General features: G+C 65.1%; 16 protein-coding genes. 10 read left to right on the forward strand and 6 right to left on the reverse strand.

Annotated features, from left to right (window positions below; genetic code table 11):
• Positions 1 to 106: 106 nt before the first annotated feature.
• From IEY49_RS03635 to IEY49_RS03660, 6 genes are all read right to left on the reverse strand, one after another.
• Positions 107 to 583, reverse strand: coding sequence for an NUDIX hydrolase (locus tag IEY49_RS03635; protein WP_189004643.1), 477 nt, complete (start codon positions 581 to 583; stop codon positions 107 to 109).
• Positions 580 to 1,032, reverse strand: coding sequence for an acyl-CoA thioesterase (locus IEY49_RS03640; protein ID WP_189004645.1), 453 nt, complete (start codon positions 1,030 to 1,032; stop codon positions 580 to 582). Before IEY49_RS03640 ends, IEY49_RS03635 begins: the two co-directional genes overlap by 4 nt.
• A complete protein-coding gene (rbfA, locus tag IEY49_RS03645; protein WP_189004647.1) occupies positions 1,029 to 1,316 on the reverse strand; it encodes a 30S ribosome-binding factor RbfA in 288 nt (95 codons plus the stop codon). Before rbfA ends, IEY49_RS03640 begins: the two co-directional genes overlap by 4 nt.
• Positions 1,317 to 1,377: 61 nt before the next feature.
• Positions 1,378 to 2,691 carry a LysM peptidoglycan-binding domain-containing protein gene (locus IEY49_RS03650; protein WP_229780609.1) on the reverse strand — a complete coding sequence of 438 codons (1,314 nt, stop codon included), beginning with the start codon at positions 2,689 to 2,691 and terminating at the stop codon, positions 1,378 to 1,380.
• A 93-nt stretch (positions 2,692 to 2,784) separates the two neighbouring features.
• Entirely contained in the window at positions 2,785 to 3,267 is a 483-nt protein-coding gene (locus IEY49_RS03655; protein ID WP_189004651.1) for a hypothetical protein, read from the reverse strand.
• 14 nt (positions 3,268 to 3,281) lie between these two features.
• The gene (locus tag IEY49_RS03660; protein ID WP_189004653.1) at positions 3,282 to 5,417 is read right to left on the reverse strand and encodes a vWA domain-containing protein; all 2,136 of its coding nucleotides are present in this window, start codon (positions 5,415 to 5,417) and stop codon (positions 3,282 to 3,284) included.
• Positions 5,418 to 5,696: 279 nt separating this feature from the next.
• On the opposite strand from IEY49_RS03660, the gene IEY49_RS03665 reads away from it, so the two are divergent.
• From IEY49_RS03665 to IEY49_RS03710, 10 genes are all read left to right on the forward strand, one after another.
• On the forward strand, positions 5,697 to 7,721 hold the full coding sequence (locus IEY49_RS03665) for a DNA gyrase subunit B (RefSeq protein WP_268239005.1): 2,025 nt from the start codon (positions 5,697 to 5,699) through the stop codon (positions 7,719 to 7,721).
• Positions 7,722 to 8,073: 352 nt separating this feature from the next.
• A complete protein-coding gene (locus IEY49_RS03670) occupies positions 8,074 to 11,001 on the forward strand; it encodes an ATP-binding protein (protein ID WP_189004655.1) in 2,928 nt (975 codons plus the stop codon).
• Positions 11,002 to 11,101: 100 nt separating this feature from the next.
• The gene (locus IEY49_RS03675; RefSeq protein WP_189004657.1) at positions 11,102 to 11,350 is read left to right on the forward strand and encodes a hypothetical protein; all 249 of its coding nucleotides are present in this window, start codon (positions 11,102 to 11,104) and stop codon (positions 11,348 to 11,350) included.
• 2 nt (positions 11,351 to 11,352) lie between these two features.
• Positions 11,353 to 12,180, forward strand: coding sequence for a GNAT family N-acetyltransferase (locus IEY49_RS03680; protein ID WP_189004659.1), 828 nt, complete (start codon positions 11,353 to 11,355; stop codon positions 12,178 to 12,180).
• A 279-nt stretch (positions 12,181 to 12,459) separates the two neighbouring features.
• Positions 12,460 to 13,020 (forward strand): RNA polymerase sigma factor, encoded by a 561-nt coding sequence (locus tag IEY49_RS03685; RefSeq protein WP_189004661.1) that lies wholly within the window; start codon positions 12,460 to 12,462, stop codon positions 13,018 to 13,020.
• Positions 13,017 to 13,706: an anti-sigma factor gene (locus IEY49_RS03690; protein WP_189004663.1), complete on the forward strand. Its 690-nt coding sequence runs from the start codon at positions 13,017 to 13,019 to the stop codon at positions 13,704 to 13,706. The genes IEY49_RS03685 and IEY49_RS03690 overlap by 4 nt, the downstream gene beginning before the upstream one ends.
• 418 nt (positions 13,707 to 14,124) lie before the next feature.
• On the forward strand, positions 14,125 to 15,021 hold the full coding sequence (locus IEY49_RS03695) for a haloalkane dehalogenase (RefSeq protein ID WP_189004665.1): 897 nt from the start codon (positions 14,125 to 14,127) through the stop codon (positions 15,019 to 15,021).
• A 630-nt stretch (positions 15,022 to 15,651) separates the two neighbouring features.
• The gene (locus IEY49_RS03700; protein ID WP_189004667.1) at positions 15,652 to 16,419 is read left to right on the forward strand and encodes a cupredoxin domain-containing protein; all 768 of its coding nucleotides are present in this window, start codon (positions 15,652 to 15,654) and stop codon (positions 16,417 to 16,419) included.
• Between the two features lie 22 nt (positions 16,420 to 16,441).
• The gene (locus IEY49_RS03705; protein ID WP_189004669.1) at positions 16,442 to 16,888 is read left to right on the forward strand and encodes a CHRD domain-containing protein; all 447 of its coding nucleotides are present in this window, start codon (positions 16,442 to 16,444) and stop codon (positions 16,886 to 16,888) included.
• A 259-nt stretch (positions 16,889 to 17,147) separates the two neighbouring features.
• Positions 17,148 to 17,768, forward strand: a complete 621-nt coding sequence (locus IEY49_RS03710; protein ID WP_189004671.1) for a cyclase family protein — start codon at positions 17,148 to 17,150, stop codon at positions 17,766 to 17,768.
• The last annotated feature ends 95 nt before the right edge of the window (positions 17,769 to 17,863 follow it).

The raw sequence follows: 17,863 nt of genomic DNA on the forward strand, positions 1-17,863 counted from the left end.
CTTCCCCATACAGCTTCAGGGCGGCCTGGAGTCCAGGCTCCAGAGTTGTTGGTTCCACATAGGAAACCGGCGCGGCAGTGTGGAAGGCCGGGTCAGCGTCCTGAGTTCAGATCGGGTAGTAGGACCGGGCCTCGCCGCTCAGGAAATCCCGGGTGGGCACCCAGATCAGCGGGTTACGCTCCTCACACTCGGGTGGCGGGCCATAGCGCACCAGACCCTCGACCTGAGCAAACGGTACCCATTTGACCCCGACCACTTCGGGGTCACTGGGGTCGATTTCGCCGTGGGCCTGCGCGGTGAAGCGGCCGAAGGTGGCGTAGCACTCGTTGCGCGTGCCAGTCAGCAGTTCACCTTCCAGCAGGCTGACAAAGGTCAGGTCCGTGACGGTCAGGCCGGTCTCGTACTGCACCTGTCGGACCGCGGCGTCTCCCAGGGTCTCGCCCGGGTTCGCCTTGCCGCCGGGCAGGCCGTAGAAGATGCTGCCGTCGTCCATGCGTTCCTCGACGAGCAGCAGATGGCCGTCCCGCACGAGGTACACGTGGGCGGCGCGCTTGACGGGCAGGGTGCGGGTGGGCCGGGTCATTCGCCCGGCAGTCTAGCGTCCTTGCCTCCCCCCAGGATGTGCAGGACGTCGTCGGGCAGGCGGGCCGGCCGGTAGGTCTTGTCGGTGGCAATATGCCGGGTCTCGCCGGAGGCCACGAGTTCCTCGCCACGGCGCAGTTCGTACAGGAAGGTCATGGTGCGCGAACGCAGGCTGCCCAGGCGGGTGGTCAGGCTCAGGGTATCGCCGTAGCGCGCTGCTCGGCGGTATTCCACGTTGATACCCGAGATCATCAGGTAGAAGCCCCGGGCCTCGACCTCGGTGTAGGGCAGGCCCAGCATTTCCATGAGCTCAGTTCGGCCCACCTCGAACCACACCGGGTAGGTGGCATGGTGTACCACACCCATGGCGTCAGTCTCAGCGTACCGGACCCGGATGGTGCTCTCGCCGGTAATTTCCACCCAGCTTCTGTCACTCAGCGTCGCGCTCACAGCCGGGCGTCCTCCAGGGCACGAAATTCCAGGGTCGGGGTGCGGCGCATTTTGACCTGCGCGCCGATTTCACGTTGCAGGTGACCTCGCGCACGGTTGAGCGCATCGAGCAGTCCTGGCATGTCGCTGGTCAGGGCACTGACATACACGCGTGCCAGGGTGTAGTCGGGGGTCACGGTCACCCGCTCGACGGTCACGATCATCGGCACGCGCGGGTCGCGAAGTTCGGCGATCGCTTCGCTGAGCACGCGCGTCAGCTGGGCCTGCACCTGCTCGGGTTTCATGCTGGACCTGCCAGGCACAGGGCGGGGAAAGAGAACTTCATCCCGGTATGGTAGCCCGCCCTCAGCGCGCGTAGCGTCTTCCGGTGTATCCGGTAAATACTCCGATGCCGTAACTGACCTTGCGCACACTGTCCAGCACTGCCCGGCCGTTCCAGGCCAGACCGGCACTGCTGCCGCCGTCGAGCAGCAGAGCCTCACGTACCCCCAGGCGGGTCATGACCTTGCCCATCTCGGTGGTGGTCAGCCGGGCACGCGTGCTGACCATCACCAGATCGCGGTTGCTGCTCAGGCCCACGGCGCTGCGGGCGGCGCGGCCGAACAGCGCGGGGTCACGGAAGGCCTGGCTGTAGTTGGTGTGGACCCGGCCGCCGGTCACAATACGCGGCCCCGTAGCGATCACGGTTTCCATGCCGCGCCAGGTAGTGTCCAGCGGCCGGCGCAGCAGCGGCGTGGTGGAGGCCCGAATGGTGGCTCGGTTGTCGGGTGTGATGGCCAGCGCCATGGGAATCCGGCCCCAGGTCAGCATGCGCCCCTGCATCACGATGTCTCCAGCCGGCGCAAAGGTCTGTGGATGAAAATAACTGCCGTTGATCAGTGCCCGTGCTCCACTGCGCTGCGCCAGTTGTCCCACCCGGGCTCCCAGACCAAAGACCAGGCCGGCGTGAGGCAGCACCGGGGCCACCAGGACATCGCGGTGTCGCAGGTCGACGCGCACCAGCTGCACCGGGATGTTCAGGGGCGTGAGCTGCTTGAACGTCAGCGCCCGCCCGGTCGCGCGCGGGGGGATGGGCACCGGCACACGCTGGGCCACCAGAAGTTTCATACCCGGCACCATGTGCTTTCGGCTCGACAGGCCATTCAGGCGGCGCAGGGCGTCGGGTGTGGTGTGGTATTTGCGTGCCAGGCTGTCGGCCGTGTCGCGCACCCCCATGCGGATGAACGAGTAGATGACGCGGACCTCGGTCGTGGGGCGGCGCACGACCACAGGAGCACTGCCCCCCTTGGGCACCCGGAGTCTTTGCCCAGCATGAATGGTCGTGCCGCGTAGGGAATTGGCAGACTTCAGCGCGCCCACACTGACGGCATAGCGGCCCGCGATGATGCTCAGCGTGTCGCCGGAGCGGACGGTATGAACCGTTGGTCTCTGGGCCCTGGGGGGGGCTGCCGCGCCTTTCAGCCTCAACGTCTGCCCCACCCGGATGGTGTCGCCTTTGAGACCGTTCAGGGCCCGCAGCTTGGCAACAGTCATGCCGTGTCGGGTGGCGATCTTAAACAGGGTGTCGCCGGTGTGAACCTTGACGGCGGTGGGCGCAGCCATGGCCGCGCCGGTCAGCAGGACAGTCAGCAGGGCATAGAGACGCAGGGGAGGACGCATGGGGTCACACTTGAACATCTCTGCCCCCCCAGCTGATGAGCCGAACCTGACCCGGTATTCAAAGTCTGGTCCGGCTCGGGGGCCAGGGGCTGATCAAGACCCTGGGGTGCTTCCGGGAACAACCGCCACCTGGCCAACTCTGTAGGCGCAGGCGTACAGGAACAGGGTAGCCAGGGGAAGAAACTTCATTCCACGGCGTTGCTCGACCAGGTGACCTTTGATCAGCACTTCGATGACATATAACGTAAGCAGGGCCAGAGCCGCGTACATCCAGTGTTCGTAGTCACGACTGGGGTCGTAGGGCAGGCGATACTTGGTCAGGCCACCGCCCACGTCAGTCGCACTGGGCACCTTGGCGCCGCCCAAGGCCAGCATCACGCCGGTGACGCCCGGAATCAGGGTAAGCGCCCAGGTGATGCGCAGCCACACCAGAAAGGAAAACCCCACGGTGCCTTTCAGGGCCGGACCCAGGCTCCACACGAACAGGATCAACGTGGCCAGCGCGTAAGGGGTAGGAAACAGCGTGGCCAGTGAACTGTCGAACTGGTAGCCGTGGATCAGACGCAGGAGCTCCATAGTTCCAGAGCGTATTACACCGGGCCGGGGCCGGCTCTGGACGCCCCAAAACCGTGCTCCAGCACGGTGGGGGTCTGCGGCAGGTACGTGCCCGGCCGCAGCGGTGTGCTCTCACCGGGGCGGCGCAGATGCAGCCCCTCAGGCACCTCGACCAGCAGCAGGTGGGTCCCACTGGGCGTCAGCTTCAGACCAGCAAGCACGGGCGCGTGCAAGGCGCTTCCCAGGTCGACAACCCCTGAACGCACCACCAGCACATGGTCACCGTAGGGCCCGCTGATATGGACCGTCAGGTCGTCGGCGCGCAGCGTCAGGGGCAGGCCCAGCCCCGCCAGGCTGCCCAGGTCCGCTTCCGGGGCGCGTGACGTCCCGGCCACCGCGATGCCCAGCAGCGTGCCGGGCCGCACCACATCTCCAGCCTGCAGCAGCAGGGCGCCGCGGCTGACTTCCAGGTCGTCAGGCACACGCAGGATCTGCAGACCGTCGCGGTGCTGCTCGGCCCGCAGGCCGCTCAGGTGCGGCACGCGCGAGACCTGACCCACGTCGAACGGTCCACTGAGCGGCGCCGGAACACCCATGACGTCTCCCTGGGCCGTCACCAGGGCCAGGGTACGTTCCTCGCTGTACTCCAGACCTTCCACGCCCGGCACCGGGAAGGTTCCCCCCAGACGCCGGGTAGCGGGGGCTGGAGCCGCCCGGCGGCGGCGCCACAACAGGCTCAGGCCCACCAGGGCCGCCGCACAGAGCAGCAGGATGCCAAAACGGGCCGGGAACCTGGGCTGACCTTCCAGACTGGTCTGTGCGGCGGCCCTGCCGGGTTGCGTGGCAGGCGCCTCCCCTGCCGGCGCCGCGGAATTTTCTGATGGTCCTCCTGCAGGGTCTGGACCCGCTACAAGGCGGATGGCAGGCAGTGGCACGGTGCGGCCGGTTCCGAGCAGCAGCGGCGTCACGCGGGCCGCACCCTGGCCGGTGTGACGTAACCGCACCCCGAATTCGCGGGCGTCCGGACGCCGTTCCAGTGTTGCGTGCAGACTGCGGTGACCGGTATCCACCCTCAGGTCACCCAGCGACACGCCGCTCCCGGCACGGTAGCGCAGCACGACGTCCTCTCCAGGGCGCAGGTTCAGGTCCGCACCCGGGTTCAGCCAGGTCAGGCCGGAGCTTTCGGGGGTGTTCAGCCGCAGCAGCAGCGCGGCCGGACGCAGGTTGATGTCTTCGGGGGCGGGGGACAGCGGGGCACACAGCAGCGCGGCGCTGCCTGGGGCCAGGGACCCACGCAGCCTCAGGCGGACGCGCCCATCCTGTACGGCGGGCAGCGCGAGGCTCAGGCGGGCTGGTACGGCGCTGCCCAGACTGACGGGGGTCCCGTTGGGCAACGGCACATCCACCTGATCCAGACGGGTCACGTTCAGGGCCCCGCCGGCCAGGTTGCCCCGGCCCAGCACAGGCACCTGACCGGCCCTGTAGGTGTGCCCCGCTGCGTAGGTGCTCGCCCTCAGGGCGGCGCGCAGATCATCAGGGATGCGGGTCCCCAGTGCGACGTAGTGCAGCCGGTCCAGCGCGCCGCGGCCAGCAAAAGCCCGCAGCGCACTGTGGGCACTGTGGATCCGTGCGGGGTCGTTATCGATGCCGTCAGTCAGCACGAAGATGGTGGTCAGGTACGCGTCCTGGTCTCCCAGCCTGGAGAGGGCCGCGTGCAGGCTGCGGTACAGGTACGTGTTTTTCCCATCGGCCTTGAGTCCTGCCAGAAACGCAGTCCATTCAGAACTGGCAGCCGGCCGGTCAAAACCGCGCTGATGCCTCACTCCGCTGTCGAAGCTCACCAGCTCCACCCGGTCGGGGTCAAGACCGCGCACATATGCCCCCACACTGGCCTTGACCCGCTCGAAGATGTCTGCCTGGCCGTCGCCGGTGCCGCGCATGCTGCCGCTGGTGTCCAGCACGAAGACCGCACGTGTGCGCCTGGGCAGCTCACCGGCAGGCAGACGGCAGGCAGGAACCGCCTGGGGAGGCTGCCCACGGCGCAGCGAGACGTCTGGGGATTCCACCAGAGCCTCTGCCGACCGGGGCGCAGCAGACGAAGGCACAGTGCTCCGGGCAGCCGCGTGCGGGGCCGTCAGCAGGAGCAGGGTGAGGGCGGCAACGCAGCGCATTCAAGGCATATTCTGACGCGTCCCCGCCCCGGGATCATCCCCCACCTGCCGGGGTTCCCCGGGCCGTTTCAGAAAAGACCGATCTGGTGGGCCTCCAAGGTCATCCTGGCCCGCATCCAAGTCGCCCGTCATATTACGTTATATACGTAAAATATTTGACCCATTTCAAGCCGCGTAGTATACTGAATGGACCAGAAGGCGCACAGGGCGCCCGAATTTCTGCTCTTTTCCACCCCTTCCAGCCGCGCCGCCTCCGGTGGACCGCGCTTCAGGAGCGACATGACCCAACAGGACGAAAAAATTAAATCTGTCATTGAAGACATTGGCGATAGCAGCTCATCCCAGGGCAAGACCAATTACACCGCCGACGACATCTCCGTGCTTGAAGGCATGGACGCCGTGCGCAAGCGCCCCGGCATGTACGTGCAGGGCGGAACCGGCATCGACGGCTACCACCAGTTGCTGACCGAGATCATCGACAACGGCATTGACGAGGGCCTGGCGGGCTTCGCCACCGAAGTGCACGTGATCATGCATGCCGACGGCAGCGCGACCGTGACCGACGACGGGCGCGGCATCCCGGTGGACATCATGAAGTCCAAGGGCCGCCCGGCCATTGAGGTAATTTTCAGCGAACTGCACGCCGGCGGCAAGTTCGGCGGCGGGGCCTACAAGGTCTCGGGCGGGCTGCACGGCGTGGGCTCGACGGTCGTGAACGCGCTGAGCACTTTCCTGGACGTGAAGGTCAACAAGGGCGGCAAGATCCACCATATCCGCTTTGAACAGGGTCAGCTCGCGCAGCCCCTGCAGGTACTGGGCGACACCCCGGCCGACATCACCTGGGCGACCAGCGTGAGCTTTCAGCCGGACCCCAGCATCTTCAAGGAGTTCGACAACCAGTTCGACTACACGCGCATCCGCAACCGCCTGCGCGAACTGGCCTACCTGACCGGACTGAAGATCGTCGTGCGTGACGAGCGCACCGAGCTGCACGCCGGCATGATCAAGGAAGAGGTCTTCCACGAAAAGGGCGGCATCGCCAACTTCGCGCGCGCGCTGGTGGTAGACGACAGCAAGCTGCTGTACGACCAGCCCATCGTCATGCGCGGCAAGAACAGCGACGTGGAGGTAGAGGTGGCGTTTATCCACGCCAACACCTACGCGTCAGACAACATCCTGACCTACGCCAACATGATCCGCACCCGCGACGGCGGCACGCCTCTGACCGGGTTCAAGACCGCCTACACCCGCATTCTCAACAAATACGCCCGTGACAAGAACCTGATCAAGTCCGGTCACCCGGTCCCCAGCGGCGATGACCTGCTTGAAGGCATCTACTGCGTGGTGTCGGTCAAGCTGGGCGAGCCTCAGTTCGAGTCACAGGCCAAGGTCAAGCTGCTCAACAGCGAGGCCCAGACCGCCGTGAACGCCGTGGTCGGCGAGAAGTTCGCCGAGTTCCTGGAAGAGAATCCCAGGGTTGGCAAGACCATCGTGGAGAAGGCGGCCGAGGCGGCCCGCGCCCGCGAAGCGGCGCGCAAGGCCCGCGACATCGTGCGCCGCAGCAACCCGCTGGAAAACGACGACCTGCCCGGCAAGCTCGCCGACTGCTCTTCTCAGGACCCGGCCGAGAGTGAAATGTTCATCGTGGAAGGGATCTCGGCAGGTGGCAGTGCCAAGGGCGGCCGTGAGCGGCGCTTCCAGGCCATTCTGCCCCTGCGCGGCAAGATCCTGAACGTCGAGAAGGCCGACCTGAACAAGATCCTCAAGAACGCCGAGATCCGCGCACTGATCGGCGCCATCGGTGCCGGGGTCGAGGGCACCGGCGACCGGATGCACTTCGACCTGAGCAACCTGCGTTACCACAAGATCATCATCATGACTGACGCGGACATGGACGGCGGCCACATCGCTACCCTGCTGCTGACGTTCTTCTACCGCTACATGCGCCCGGTGGTTGAGGCCGGCTACCTGTACATCGCGCAGCCTCCCCTGTACCGCATCATGGTAGGACGCGAGAAGAAGGGCACCTACCTGTACACCAACGAGGACCTCAAGGTGCACGTGACCCGCGCGACCAAGGAAGGCAAGAAGTACGAGATCCAGCGCTTCAAAGGCCTGGGCGAGATGAACGCCGACCAGCTGTGGGACACCACCATGAACCCCGAGACCCGCGCGCTCAAGCGGGTGCAGATCGAGGACCTGATCGTGGCCAACGAGGTGTTCGAGAACCTGATGGGCACTGAAGTCGCGCCGCGCAAGACCTTTATCCAGGAAAACGCCCGCTTCGCCGAAATCAGCGTTTAAGGCAAGCAACACAGCAATGGGAGGCGAATGGTCGCCTCCTTCTTTTTTGTTCCGGAACCGACCGTGTGGGGCCGGTCCAGTCAGGCTGCATAACAGCCGGGCAGCATAGTCACACGGCCGTGGTGACTCCTGGCGGCAATCACGGCCGTTGACGGTGGAACCCTCCAACTGCTGTGGAGTGAGCGGATCGGAAGGAATACCGCCGCCAGGCTGGCCCCGCCGGCTCAATGCCCGTGGCTGGTCCCGGTGATCCCCGCCTGTTACTCCTCTGCACCCAGGAACCTTTCGGAGTACGCTAAAGCCACAGGAAGTCAGCCGACACCCTTACCCGGGCAGGCCCCCGGAGGTTGCAGTGAGTCCGCACCGTTCGCAGGCACTCATAGGTCGTCACACCGAGCTAGGGCTGCTGCGGGCCCACTTCGACCATGCCTGCCGGGGAAGTGGCCGCCTGGTCCTGCTGTCCGGGGAAGCTGGTGTGGGCAAAACCCATCTGCTGCGCACCTTCCTGGCCACGGTGCGTGCCGCTGGCGCCCAGGTGCTGGAGGGGACCTGTTATGAGGATCAGTCGGCCCCGCCCTACAGTCCTTTTGTCCAGGCCATACGGAAACTGCTTGGGCAGCGCAACGACCATGAGCTTCCGGCAGACCTTGCGAGGCTGGCGGCGGAGATTGCTCCTCTGCTGCCGGAATTCAGTTTCCCCTCCCTGCCGGTCATTGAGGATGCCGAAGGACGCAAAGGGCGGATTTTCGAAGCCTTCAGTGGCCTTCTGGCACGAGCTGACACAGCACCACGGGTTCTGGTGCTCGAAGACCTTCACTGGGCCGACCGGACCAGTCAGGAACTCGTCGCGCATCTGGCCCGGGAAGTGGAGCCGCAGCAGACCCTGATCCTGGCGACCTACCGCACGGATGCCCAGGACCGCACTCCAGCGCTGGGCAACCTGCTGGAGCGTCTGAACCGCGAACGCCGGCGTGACGAGGTCAGGCTTCTTCCCCTGTCGCCTGAAGAACTTTCCTTTTTGGCCGAAGGGCTTCTGCAACGCGTCCTGCCCAGCCGCCTGGTGGATGGCCTGCACGGCCGCTCGGGCGGCAATCCCTTTTATGCCGAGGAACTGCTGTACGCCCTGAAGGACCGGGGGGACTTCGAACTGCTGGTGCAGGCCGCACAGCACGGGCGGGCACCGGATTGGGGCAGCCTCCCGGAGACGCTGCGCGACAGCGTGCTCACCAGGACGGCGGGCCTGGAGCCCATCGAGCGCGAAACGCTGGCTTACGCTGCTGTTCTTGGGCGCCAGTTCGGCTTCGAGTTGCTGCTCACAGTGACCGGGCTGAGCGAGCCCGAACTGATCCGGGCCATGGAGGCACTGGTGCAGCGCGGCCTGATTTACGAGGAAGCCGAGGACTGGTATTCGTTCCGCCATGCCCTGACGCGCGAGGCTGTCTACGAGAGCCTGCTGGGCCGGGACCGCCGCGTACGCCACCGCCGCGTGCTCCGCGCCCTGGAGTCCCTGGGAGCGCCCGAACAGAACAACCTGCTTGAAGCCTTGGCGCACCACAGCCTGCGGTCACACGAGCCTGAGGCCGCGCGCTATGCCCGGCTGGCCGGCGAGCGGGCCTCGGGGGTGTTTGCCCACCGCGAGGCCGTGACCTTCTTCGAGACGGCCCTGTCGCTGAGTACTGGCCTGAATACGCGGGAACGGGCCGACCTGCTTGACGCTCTTGCCCGCGCGGCGTGGCATGTGGGTGACCGGAACATCTCCGAATCGGCCTGGAGTGAAGCCCATGGGCTGTTTGCGCAGCTGAACGAGCCCGGGAAAATTTCGGAGATTCTGCGGTACCGCAGTGTGACCGCCTTTTACCACGGCGACCATGAGCAGGCTTTCGCGCTGCTGCAGGCGGCCCTGGGCGCCCTTTGCGGCGTGCCTCCCGGAGCTGCCCTGGCACTGGCCCTGAGCGCCCTGGCGCGGCTGCATCAGTACCAGGGGGAGCTTCACGAAAGCCTTGACCACGGCGAGCGGGCGATGGACCTTGCCCGGACATTGCAGGACGAACATATCGTGACCCGATGCCTGCAGCATCTGGGCATGGCCCGGGCCCAGCTCGGGCAGCTGGAACACGGGCAGACCCTTCTGAAAGAAGCTGCCTCGCGGGCGCGGCGGTTGCCCTGCTATGGCTGCTCGGCCACCTCACTGTTTCATCTGGCGCTGCTGCATATTCCACTGGGCGCCTACGATCAGGCGCTGACCCTCTTCGATCAAGCCGACACGATGGGCCGTGAAGGCGGCCTGGGCATGATTCACAGCATGCAACGCAGCTACCGTGGCCTGATCCACCTGGAACGCGGCCAGCCCGAGCTGGCAGCTGCTCACTTCCAGGCAGTCCTGGCTGACGCTGCAGTGGCCACTGTCACGCGGCTCCACGCCACGATTTTCCAGGCCGAACTGGATCTGCGCGCGGGCCACCCCGAGGCAGCCCGCGCTTCACTGGAGCCATTGCTGGCGGCCGGACAGCCTCTGGGAGCCGCCGCGCTGCGTCTTGGCCTGCCGGTGCTGGCGCGGGCACGGCACGCCACCGGGGATCTGGCAGGCGCCCTGGATCAGGTGAACCGTCTGATGGCTTTCGAACAGGCCCGGGTACCCAGCCTCGATGGCGCCGCAGCCGTGTACGAGACCGTCGAGACGCTGCTGGCTTCCGGTCATTCAGACCACGTGGGGTTTGTCGTACAGGTGCTGTCCCAGGTCGCTGGTGCCACAGGTGGAGCCATTCCAGGCGCCTGGCTGCACGAAGCCCGGGGCCTGGAGGCCCAGCATGCCGGGCAGACAGCCCAGGCCGCCGCACACTACCGCGCCTGCATAGCGGTGTGGCAGGGCGCGGGTCTCCCCTTCCGCGAGGGCCGTGCCCGCCTGCGCCTGGCCGGGGCACTCCTGCCCGGCACCAGGCGGGACCGTGAGGAGGCCCGGCGTGAACTGGCCCTGGCGCGCGCCCTGCTCGAACAGGTGGGCGCCAGGGCCGAACTGGACGTGATCGCCCGGCTGGAGGGTGAGTATGGCCTGTCTGCCCCCGGACCCGAACGGGAACTGCTGACCCGCCGCGAACGCGAAGTGCTGGGTCTGCTGTCCCAGGGCCTCCCCAACCGGCGTATCGGCACCGCGCTGGGCATTTCCGAGCGAACGGTGGAGGTGCATGTAACAAACATCCTGGCCAAGCTGGAGGTCACTTCCCGCGTTCAGGCAGCCACGTACGCACTGGAGCATCAGCTGAGCACAGGACCTAAGGGGTAAACCGGGCGCGGCACAGGCTCATCTACGGGGATTCCCCGATGTGCGCTCGGGCGAGGTTTTTTACCCTGAGAGCGAGGAAGAACCTCAAAGGGGAAGGCAGATGAAAAAAGTGTTTATCGTGGTCCTGGCCACCGGTCTTGTTTCTTTCGCACCTGCTCAGGCGGGTGCAAATACCCGCGCCAGCTGTGTCGGGCTGATCGTGTCCGACCACGCCCGTTGGGGAGACTTTGCCCAGGTGCGGCTGATGCTCCGTACGGCCGCCACACAGCTCGGCCTGACCTACGGCGCGCTGGTCAGCAGCACGGCGCACCGTCACGACGGAACCCATGCCATCTGCGGCGGGGAGTGACCATGACCGCCGCAGCCACCCTGACCACCCAGGACATCGCCCTGCGCCGCAGTCAGCTCGATGAGGCCTTTGTGGAGATGTACAGCAACCTGCCCCCGGACGTCCGGCAGGAGCTGCGAATGCAGACGGTGCGGGTCGGATCTGCCGGCGCGTGCATGGTTGGCAGCGTGCCGATTGTTCTTTTTAACCGCGTCGTGAACCTGGGTGTCGGTATGCCCGGCACACCGGAACAGGTGGACGAGCTCGTGGCGCTGTACCGCGCCGAGGGGCTGCCGTTCATGGTGCAGCTCAGCCCCATTGCCGCGCCCGACTCGCTGCCCACATGGCTCGAAGCGCGCGGGGTGGTCCGGAAGGACTCCTGGGCAATTTTCACGCGTGACCTGGGCCCTCCCCCGGAAGTGAGCACCGAGCTGCGCGTGGAGCGTGTGGGGCAGGAACTGGCCACCGTCTTCGGTGACACCCTGGCGCGCGGGTACGGACTGCCGCCCTCGCTGGTGGTCCTGATGACCGCACTGGTCGGGCATCCCGGCGCCCATTGCTACCTGGCGTACCACGGTGAGACTCCGGTCGCCGCCGCCAGTATGTTCGTGGAAGGTCAGACTGCCCGTTTTATAGGCGCGGGCACGCTGCCCGAGTTCCGGCGCCGGGGAGGACAGGGTGCCCTGCTGGCCCGGCGCATCCGCGACGCCGCGGCGCTGGGGTGCGACCTGATTACCGTCGAGACCGCCGAGGACCCGCCCGAAAAACCGAATCCGTCGTACCACAACATGTTGCGCAGCGGCTTCCAGCTGGCCTACATGCAGCCGAACTACATTTACACGCCGTCCTGAGCGTAAAGGCCTGCACACGGTCCGGGCTGTTCGAGTGGCACGCCTGTCTTCTGACCTTTTTGCTGCAGGAGGTCCGGGACAGGTGTGCTTCGGTTTGCCGTTATCGCTCAGACCCGTTTTCGGCACAGTTAAAGGTCCGGATCGCTTCATGGCCTGGAAATGTGCATCCAACGGGACCCTGCCGGGCATAGTTCAGATATGACCGTGCCACGGTTTCTGGGGCAGGCTGCCGGTCTGCGGAATACCAACCCATCGTCCGCAGCGTGGCAGACTGATCCCATGCGTCCTCCTGGTGGCCAATCCATTGAGGCCGCACACGACCACCTGATCGCGCAGCTCCAGTATGGAGAAGAATCAGCCCTCAAAGCACTTTATGACGACCTGTCCGGCGTGACCTACCGGGTGTGTCTGCGCATGCTGGGGACCCCTGCTGACGCCGAGGAAGTCCTTCAGGACACGTTCCTCCGGCTGGAAGTCCAGGCGCAGCGGTACGACCCCACTCGCGGCACCGTGCGAACTTTCGTGCTGACCATCGCCCAGCACCTGTGTCTGGAGCGGCTGCGGTCCAGGCGCTCTCGCCCGCAGCGTCAGGAGGATCCCTCCAGGGGACCCGTGCCTGACCTAGCGGCCCCTGCGCCTGCAGGTGATCCGCTGGACGCCGTCGTTATCCGTGACGCCCTGGACAGGCTGAGCACGACCGACCGCGAACTTCTGGAAGCCATGTTTTTCGATGGCTACACCCACGCTGAAATCACGGCCCGGACAGGTCTTCCCCTGGGAACCGTCAAGAGCCGCCTGCGCCGCGCCCTGCTGAAACTGCGCCAAAGGATGCTGCCGTGAATCCCCCCTCCGCTCACCCGGCGGAACTGCTGCCCGGCTATGTCCTGGGTGACCTTGAACACCACGAGCTGGAGGTGGTCGAGGCGCATCTGACCAACTGCGGGGCCTGCCGCACCGAGGTTGTCCGACTACAAGAAGCTCTGTACACGCTGGCCGATGACCTGCCGCCCGCCGCTGCACCCGAGGGCGGCTGGGAACGCCTTCAGCTTCGTCGCCTGCAACCCGCGGCGCACCATTCAGGTCGGATACCTCCGCGCCCTCGCCCCGCATGGCCGCTGGCGGCAGCCATCGCCGCCCTCCTGGCGCTGGGGGGTTATGCCACCTGGATGCTCGTCACACCACCCACCCTGCAGACAGATGTCACCCGCTGGGAAGCGCAGGGGGCCGTGCGTTTGCCTCTGTCGACCCGCACCGGCGAGATCTTCGGAACACTGTGGGTCCGTGAGGACGGCCAGGCCCTGGTGGTGCTTAATCGCCCGGCTCCAGCCGGTCAGGTCTACCAGGCCTGGGGACGGCAGGCTGGGGACACTCAGGCAGCCGTTCCGGTCAGTCTGGGCATCACTGGTAACACTGTGATGCAGGTCCGCTGGCAGGGCTACGGCTCGGTGGGAATCAGCATTGAGCCGGCCGGGGGAAGCCCGGCCCCCACCCGACCGCTTGGCCGGGTCAATCTGCCGGGCGTGTAGCAGGGTGGAGATATACAGCTTCCGGTTGAATGCAGAAGCAGGATGCAATCTGGCCGGCGGAAGACAACACGCTTCAGGACGTGGAGCGACAGGTGGACGAACGGCGCCTCTGAGCCTGCAAATCGGCCCCTTGCCAGTTTGAAACTGAAACAAGCGGCCGAGATGATGAAAACCCGTCCCATGCCGGTTCAAACACCTGTGCGGTTGTAACCGCAACACCGCCTGCTGGCCCGAGGGTTTAGCGTCCGTGCCCACCGCAGTACGCTGTATCCGTTTTGTTCCATCGCCCGGGTGCTGGGAACATTTGACGGAGCCAGTCTGCGGGAGCATCAGCTCAAGCCCTGCTGCAAAGAATGTTGTTATCCTGCAGAGGACTGCGTTGTTCCGGCTTCGTCGTCCTCTTTCTCAGGAGGCCCGCATGACCAACGATTCCAGGCCATCTCCGGCCGATCCTTACGCCCGCACCCGGGTTCAGGTGTTCGATACAGAATTCGCCTTCGTGGATACGGGGAGCGGTGGTCCTCCTATCGTCTTTCTGCACGGCAATCCAACATCGTCCTACCTGTGGCGCAATGTGATTCCCGAAGTGGAGGGAATCGGGCGCTGCCTGGCTCCCGACCTGGTGGGCATGGGCGAGTCCGGCAAGGCACCGGGAGGGAACTACACCATCGCCGAGCATGCCCGTTACCTGGACGCCTGGTTCGACACGCTTGACCTGCGCGGTGTTGTGCTTGTGCTGCACGACTGGGGCGGCGCGCTGGGCTTTCACTGGGCGGCGCGTCATCCAGAGCGTGTGGCGGGCATCGCCTACATGGAGACCATCGTGCAGCCGGTTACCTGGGACGACTGGGACCCGGGCGGCGTCCGGATGTTCCAGGCCCTGCGCAGCCCCGCTGGACAGACACTGATTCTGGAAAAGAATGTGTTTATTGAGCGCATTCTGCCGTCGTCGGTCATCCGGGAGCTGGGAGAGCAGGAGATGGAAGCCTACCGGCGACCCTTCCCTCACCCCGGCGAGGAACGCCGTCCCATGCTGACATTTCCTCAGCAGTTGCCCATCGAGGGTGAGCCGGCAGAAGTGATCGCAATGGTGGAGGCTTATGGCCGGTTCATGAGCACCACCCCGATTCCCAAGCTGTTTATCAACGCGGAGCCCGGCTCGATCCTGACCGGTCGGCAGCGTGAGTTCTGCCGCAGCTGGCCCAGTCAGCAGGAAGTCACGGTGGCTGGCCGCCACTTTATTCAGGAAGACTCACCACACGAGATCGGACAGGCTGTCGCAGCCTTTGTCCAGGGGCTTGCCACCCCCGAATAAGACGGAGAGCGTCACCGCTGGCCCCTCTACAGCGGCCTCCGACTCCTCCGGGCGAAGCCAGCTGGCCGCACCGCATAACACAGCGTTACCCGATGGTTGGAAACCGGGTCAACCAAAATGTGTCGACAAAGCCGACCGTTTTCTGGTCATACAGGCTCTCGAAGCTTTCGCGCCTGATACCCGTCGGCCCGATCTCCGCGCCTTAATCGTGGAGATTCCGGGTTCCGTTGGCTGGCTCGACGAGTAGCCATGGGGTGCCCTCACCTCGCCGAAACGCCCGGCGGCCCGGTGTCAACCAACGGAAGGCCCACCTGTATCAGGCTGAATAGATCCTCAGCCGAGACAGGTCTCTTTGTCAGATTCGCTACAGGCACCGCTGAAAAAATCAGGTGTCGGCAACACTTCCATGAAGTCCTATCCCACCGGACCCACCACCGTAATCCTTAGCAAACGTTCACCGTCGACGATGACTTTCTGCCACTGAATACAAGGTTCTATCCGGTGGCCACGGTGTATACCGGCTGCCGAGGCGCTCATAGGCCATCATGTCGTCGTGCGGAGACAGGCACTTTGCTGTCTCGACGAATCCAAAGTCCGGATTGCTGCATATCAATGGGCAAGGAGGACTTCATGCCACGAGGCAAACTGATTCTGCGTTCACTGGCCGGCGGCACGCTGCTGCTGGGTATAGGAGCCGCCGCAACGGTTCCCACGCAGGTGCACATGTTCAAGCACACCGCTGAGCGGACCGATCCGAAAGCAGGTGGGCGGGCGGTGGTGCGGTCTGCCGGAACGAATATGCTCGAAACAACGCTGACCCTTTCTGGCCTGACGCCCAGAAAAGCGTACGCTGCCCATTACCACGCCCTGGGGCCTCAGGCCAGTGCCGACCCCTGCATGACCAATGGACCCGTGACCCTGGGCTTTCCGCCGTTTACCGCCAGCGCTACCGGACGCGCCACCGTCAAGGTGACAGCCGAAGCTTCGAAGGTGGCGTCCAATGCCGGTGCGTACATCAACGTCCATGCGGCCAGTGACCTGAAGGTGGTGCCACTGTGCGCGGCTGTCCGCCGAACCCCGCCCGCCGCACGTTCATCTGCTGTCACCCCAGCTGCGGTCACCCCGGCCCCGGCAACCCCGACAGCAGCGGTCAATGTTGCTATTGGGGATCATGTGTTCCAGCCCAGGGTGATCACGGTCAAGGCGGGAACGACCGTGACCTGGAAGCATCAGGGCGCCGCACTTCATAACGTGATCTCACTGACGACGCCTTCCCTGCGTTCGGACGATCTGAAAAAAGGCGAAAGCTACAGCTACACCTTCAGCAAGGCAGGCACCTACGAGTACTACTGCTCGTATCACGAAGGCATGAACGGCACGATCATCGTGACCGATTGAATGCATGACGGAGGAACTGAATATGATGAAACGTAACATTATTCTCGGGATGGTCGCGGCTTCCGTTCTCAGCGCATGCACCATGATGGGCCAGCCAAGAACCCTGGCGTTCAAGCACAATCCCATCACAGCTGATCCCCAGGCCGCTGGAACCGCCATGGTCATGACCAAAGCAGACGGCATGGTAACCACCACGCTCACCCTGACAGGCCTGACCCCTGGCAAGACCTATGCGTCTCACTACCATGCTTTCGGGCCGGCATCGAACACCGACCCCTGCGCCTCCAACGGGCCTGTGACGGTCGGGTTCCCGCCCTTTACGGCGGACGCCAGTGGCCGCGCCACAGTCAGCGTCACCAATGAGATGGCCAAAATCGCGGGTGACCAGGGCGCGTACATCAACGTGCACCACGGCGACGCCCTCTCGGTCGTGCCGCTGTGCGCACCCATCAAGATGGTCAAGGGCTGAGACCAGGACTGCGGGCCATATGGACCGCACCTCCGCATTTTCAATGCGAAGTCGCTCAGGCAACCCGGCACATGCCGGGTTGCCTGAAGTGTTGTGGCGACTGCCGAGGATGCGATTCGCGGCTGGCAAGCCGGCTGTATCGCTCCATGGCCATGCCTGCTGAGGCTTTCTCATGGCCTCCCTCCAGGGAGGGGAACAGCAACCTTTCTGTGCTGGTCCTTCAGGCCGCTTGGCCGGGTCTCTCCTCTACCCTGTGACCATGACGCTGCTTGATATCTCCCGTGCCCTGACCGCTGCCCACCCCAACTGGCCCGGCGACGCCCCTTTCCGCGTCAATCCCGGTGCGCGCATGGCCGGCGGGGACAGCGTGAACACCAGCGAGCTGTGCACCAGCACCCATACAGGCACGCATGTCGACGCTCCCTGGCACTATGACGACCTGGGAGAGCGCCTGGACGCCGTACCGCTGGAGGTCTACGTGGGCACGTGCCGGGTCCTGAGTGTCCATGGCAGCGGGATGATCGGATCAGAGGTTTTCGGCACACTTCCAGAGACCCTGCCATCCCGGTTGCTGCTCAATACCGGCCAGCCTGAGCACTGGACGGTATTCCCTGAAGACTTCCGCACCCTGAGTCCGGACTTTGTGCGTGAGGTGGCGAGGCGAGGCGTACAGCTGATCGGCACCGATGCGCCCAGCGTGGACCCTCTGACCAGCAAGACACTGGACGCCCACCATGCCTGTCAGGACAGTGGCATCTACATTCTGGAGGGCCTGAATCTGAGCGCGGTGAACGACGGCGAGTACGAGTTGCTGTGTCTGCCGCTGCCCCTGGTTGGCGTCGACGGTGCCCCTGCCCGCGCGGTGTTGCGCCTGCTGTAATTGATGACGGACGCCAGCAGCTCAGAGCCTACAACAGGCGCCAGCGGCCCCCTGGTCGAGCGCGCGTGGTTTACGGACGTCTTCGCAAGGGCCCC

This window comes from Deinococcus malanensis (genome assembly GCF_014647655.1).
Taxonomy (GTDB): Bacteria; Deinococcota; Deinococci; order Deinococcales; family Deinococcaceae; genus Deinococcus; species Deinococcus malanensis.